Origin of the sequence: Bacillus sp. EE-W1 (assembly GCF_009760835.1) — a bacterium.
In the GTDB taxonomy this organism is placed as follows: Bacteria; Bacillota; Bacilli; order Bacillales; family Bacillaceae_G; genus Bacillus_A; species Bacillus_A wiedmannii.
This window is the reverse complement of record NZ_WIPE01000139.1, coordinates 1-4,836: the sequence shown is the minus strand read 5'-3', so window position 1 is coordinate 4,836 and position 4,836 is coordinate 1. Positions and strand designations below refer to the sequence as shown.

Sequence of the window (4,836 nt, the reverse complement as noted above, 5' to 3'; positions counted from 1 at the left end):
AATTTACTTAGTTCTCTAAGTACTATATAATATTTCCACTTTCTAACTCTTCTATGGTTCCATCAAATTCATTTAAATCAACTCTTCCGAAGATTCCAGAAACCTCACCCTTATCAGTGTATTGTAAAAATTTCCATTTCTTCCATCCTACACAATCTTCGGGTTGCTGAACTCCATAACGTGCAAACCATAATGGATACTCTCCCAATGATTCATTAATATTTCTTTGTCCAAAATCTAAATATGTGTATAAAATAGGTTGGATACCCGTTCTATCCCTAACATGTTCGATCCATAATCTAGCCCATTCAGAAAGTTGGTCTTTATTCAATCCCCCTGGATTGGTTTCAAGATCAAGTGCAGGGGGCAAATTCCCTTCGAAACCTCCAGCACTATTAACTGTATCTACAAAATAATTTGCTTCTGAAATTGCATCATTCTCTGATTCTGGAAACGCATAATGATAAGCTCCAACGAAAAGGCCTGCATTTTTTGCTTCTATATAATTGAAATCGAATTTTGTATCTTTAACGGTTGCACCTTCTGTTGCTTTTATATAAGCAAATGACTTTTCTGCCCCAAAAACCGCAGACCAGCTAATATCACCTTGATGTTGTGAAACATCAATGCCTTGTATATTGTTAGGGTTTCTTAATTGCATCCCTTTCACCTTGACTTTCTACTCAATAAGATAGTTTTTTTTAAAATTCACTCAGAAAAAACTGCCAATGATGCTGGTATACTAGATGCCAACATTCAATTTATAACGGTGTCATAAACTACGGTGCCCTGTAATTATATTCCGTTAATAGGAAATAATTAAATATTTTTAAAACTACAGGTGAGTTAACCGTAAGAACAGAGCTTCCTGCAATCTTTTTATCCACTCTGTTGCCCTATTGCCTATCAAGAGCATCCCACGTAATTGGCCCTACTGTTCCATCAGCAGCTAGATTAAATGCTAATTGAAATTCTATAACTGCTTGCTTTGTCTTTTCACCAAAGATTCCATCACTTGTTTCTGTAAAAAATCCGGCTCTCTTAAGTGCTCCTTGAAGTTGTATAACAAATTCCCCTGTATCACCAATACGTAGAATTGGCCGAGTGGAATTAGGTTTTAAATTCTTCATTTCTAAATGTGGATTATCTTTAAATGATATCCAATCTCCTCCCCATTCAAACCCCAATTCCTTTCCGATTTCTACTACTCGCATCCATTTATCGTTAACTTCCCAAAGAGGTTTACTACCATCCTCACTCATTAAAACAAAGTCAATTGCTATCCCAAAATTATGGTTAGATTGTCCAGGTTTTGCATGCGTTACTATTGGCTTACTTAAATCACCATATTCTTTTCCATTATAAATATATGTTTTTCTCCCTTGACCAAATAAAGCTGCCTGTTCTTCCATACTTCTAAAACCAGAGGTAATTTCAGCATTTATATTTTCTTCATAGGCGCGCTTAATAAGCTCCAATGCAGATTCTTTAACAATAATATGAATACCATCTTTCATATTCCTAATAGAACGCTCTAATAAAATTTCTAATGTAACAGTCATTTCAATCACCGCCATCAATTTATATTGTTTATTCTTTCTCAAAAACTTTAAATTATGATAAAGAGAAAACTGGAAAACGTTCTCTGAAAATAACGATATTTTTGCTTTTCTTCTAACCTTATTAAGGTAAAGGCTAGTATCTATTCATTTATAAAATAGTCCTTACTGGGTATTCTAATTTTTAGAAGGAATAACATTTTTAAAAGTGGAGGGATTCTAATGCCTGAAAATATTTCAATTTCTGGACAAGTACAAGGGTATAATAGAGAGCCGATTCTTAACATTAAAGTGTTAGTATTTCAAGATCGGAATTATGTAAGTCACACATTCACTGATAATGATGGTAAATACCAGTTGTCTATACCTTCTAATAATTTGATTAGTGTTTGCTTCAATACACATGCTACGTTCGCAAATGCAAAAGAATGGCATCCGTCTGTGGTTTCAAACATAGACACTCGACAAGACGTCATAATCAATCGTTTTCTTATGCGCGTAGGCGCGAGTAATGGAGCTATGGCTGAAATAGACGCGCTCACAGCTTACCAATTTTGTGCAATGTTGACTAATATAGACACCAATCTTGAACGAGGCTATGCCGAGTATACCGCTTTTCGCCTTTCACAAATGAAGCAACCTCTACGTGAGCTTGATGAATTTCGAGGGAAATTAGAAGAATTTTTCTTGAAAATATCTACATCCTCATAATTAGCTGTTTGTTTTTGAATAATCCCTAATTAGTATATCTAATGCAGAAGATCGATTTATAGTGAAGAATGTATTTTTTATGAATATTCTTTAAGGAAGGAACTCACAAAAGTGCCTTCCTTTTTATGTGCTCATTGAAGAATATTTCATTTAATAGCAAAGATTTCACCTTATTTTCTTGAAAAATCCCCTTAATTGTACATAAGTGTAAACTTACGCTGTACTACATTCATTTCGTACCTAATAATAAGGTTAAAAAAATAAAGAACAAAACTATAACATTTTATTTTTTCTTTATAACTTGTTTCTTTTCAAAATATGTAATACTTCCTAAATATAAAAATAATCGATTAAATGTAAGAAGATGAATCCAAATGAAGACACTCCCCATTAATGAAACAATGGCTGTTGGTAGGCCACTTAGTAAGAACTGTAAAAATTGATTTTCGTATGAAGCACCACCATACCTATTCCAATAAAAAATAAATAAGCAAATTAGAAATAAAAACGAAAACAATATGTGTCCTTTTGTAACAGACTCATTTCTCCACTGTTCGAAGCTAGAACCATAAAAGTAAACTAAAGCAAAGCCGAAGCATATAATTAATAGAATCATGATAATCTTTACCGCCATGCTTAGCTTAAAAGTTCTAAAAACCCTCTGGCTAGCGGCGTTAAGAATTTTTTCATAATAGGAATCAGTAATTGAAGATGAGACCCATTTTTCCATCTTAAAAAATTGATATTCCTTCTCTCTTAAAGATGTATTACTAATTAAATTTTTAATGTTTGTTATTTCGAACTGATATTCACTCATTTTATAACCATCTAGCATGAGGGAATACGCTTCCACTTCTGAAAAAGAATCTAAATCCGTCCTGACCTTTGAAAGAGAATCTTGTACTTCTTCATTAATACCAAAGGTTTCAGAAGGTGTCTCAGTTTTACGTGATATTGTTTTATCGTGAAGTTTGTGATTTTTATCAAAATAGGAAATCTCTTTAATGGGTAATCCTTTTTTTAAGTGTAAAAGAGCTACATTATCTGAGTGCTCTTTTATAATCCTTGAAAGTTGTTGCTCACGTATACGATCCATAAGAATCCCATTAGTTCGTTTTAAAACGCTAGGTATCTGGATACCAGGCTCTTTTTCATCGTTTAGTTGTCCAGATGCATCACTAATGATAAAATGGGTACATTTTAATTCATCATTCAATACCCCAATTAATCCTTGGTTATCATGTGCACCACCATCAACTAATTGGACACGTACCCCTTTATCATAAAGACCACTGATAGCAAGTGGGGTAAAAACACCCGGAAGACATGCGGAAGCAGCAACTGCCCATCCTAGCTCAAAACATCCATGTCTATATACATTCTCATATGATTTTACTGGTTTAAGCCTGAGGTTCTTATCAATTGTCTCATCTAACTCTACTAAATTTGTCTCTCCCATATTCTCTGCACTAAAATGCCAATTATGTCCATCATTTAAAACCGTAGCGTTCATTACTAAAATGGGTACTTTTGTTTTTCGTCTTCTGTTTCCTATAATTGGATTGAAAGAAGTGTCTTCACCTAGCGGATTTATTTTTAGATCCTTCATTTTTATTGGAATATTATTATTAGGATTAAGTACTCTTCGGTATAAATATTTATCATATAGTTCACCTATATAATCACTTCGAGAATAATTGGGTAAACTCATTTTTAAGTTTTTTAATGGGTTAAGAAAAGTACGTAATCGAAAATTACATTGAACAGACTGAAGAAAATCAACTTCAATTTTCGCAATGATTTCTTGATAATCTTCATCTCTAATTTGATCATCTGTTTTCTGCTCAAGTAATTTCTTTATATGAAGATAGTATAATGCTCCAATTATAGAACCACCCGATACAGTAGAGATAGTTTCCACATAACGAAGTAATCCTAGATTAGCCAATTTCGCTAGTACTCCAAGGTGAAAAAAAGCAGCACGAAATCCCCCACCCGAAAGAGCTATTCCAAGTTTGTCCCTTTTATCTTCTAGCACTATGATAAACTTCCTTTCCTTTAAGAAATTGTTTTTTAGACATCCTATCTCTATATTTCCTTTCCTTCTGAATTTTATACTCAAATTGAAAATTCAATAATACTAACTTTTTGGGTAGTCGCATCTTTTTTTAGTGAATAGTTATACACAATATTCATAGAATCCATCAACTTGCGCTTTATTATAAAAACAAATAAGTACACCGCTTTATTTGAACAATCAGTGGTTTACTTATATTAGAATCTCTAGGAAGCTAAATAAAACAAGATTTTAAATTCTTATGTAACATGGTCAAGTGGCTATGTTACATAAGAATTAAGGTATCAAGAATTGTAATGTGATATATTGGGGTAGTACCACACATCTTTAAGTTGATGGATGTGTGCCGTACCCCCATTGTATAAAAGGTACTTGAAATTAATATCATTAGATTTTTTTGATCTTATACTTTAATTTAGCTATTGGCTATTATAATTATAATCTTCTGCAGGTTTTATAGCATGCCCTTGTTCATCAGTACACCAAGAT

At 32.9% G+C, this 4,836-nt stretch carries 4 protein-coding genes; 1 reads left to right on the top strand and 3 read right to left on the bottom strand.

The window, feature by feature from the left end:
• Nucleotides 1-22 precede the first annotated feature (22 nt).
• A complete protein-coding gene (locus GFJ36_RS28475) occupies nucleotides 23-661 on the bottom strand; it encodes a glycoside hydrolase family 25 protein (RefSeq protein ID WP_098961664.1) in 639 nt (212 codons plus the stop codon).
• A gap of 235 nt (nucleotides 662-896) precedes the next feature.
• Nucleotides 897-1,562 (bottom strand): peptidoglycan-binding protein, encoded by a 666-nt coding sequence (locus tag GFJ36_RS28470; protein WP_242016046.1) that lies wholly within the window; start codon nucleotides 1,560-1,562, stop codon nucleotides 897-899.
• A 219-nt stretch (nucleotides 1,563-1,781) separates the two neighbouring features.
• Between GFJ36_RS28470 and GFJ36_RS28465 the strand changes: the two genes are divergently transcribed.
• Complete coding sequence (locus GFJ36_RS28465) at nucleotides 1,782-2,270, top strand: peptidase associated/transthyretin-like domain-containing protein (protein WP_098230564.1); 489 nt, start codon at nucleotides 1,782-1,784, stop codon at nucleotides 2,268-2,270.
• A gap of 283 nt (nucleotides 2,271-2,553) precedes the next feature.
• Here the strand turns inward: GFJ36_RS28465 and GFJ36_RS28460 are convergent, their stop codons facing one another.
• Nucleotides 2,554-4,308, bottom strand: a complete 1,755-nt coding sequence (locus tag GFJ36_RS28460) for a patatin-like phospholipase family protein (protein WP_157349830.1) — start codon at nucleotides 4,306-4,308, stop codon at nucleotides 2,554-2,556.
• Nucleotides 4,309-4,836 lie beyond the last annotated feature (528 nt).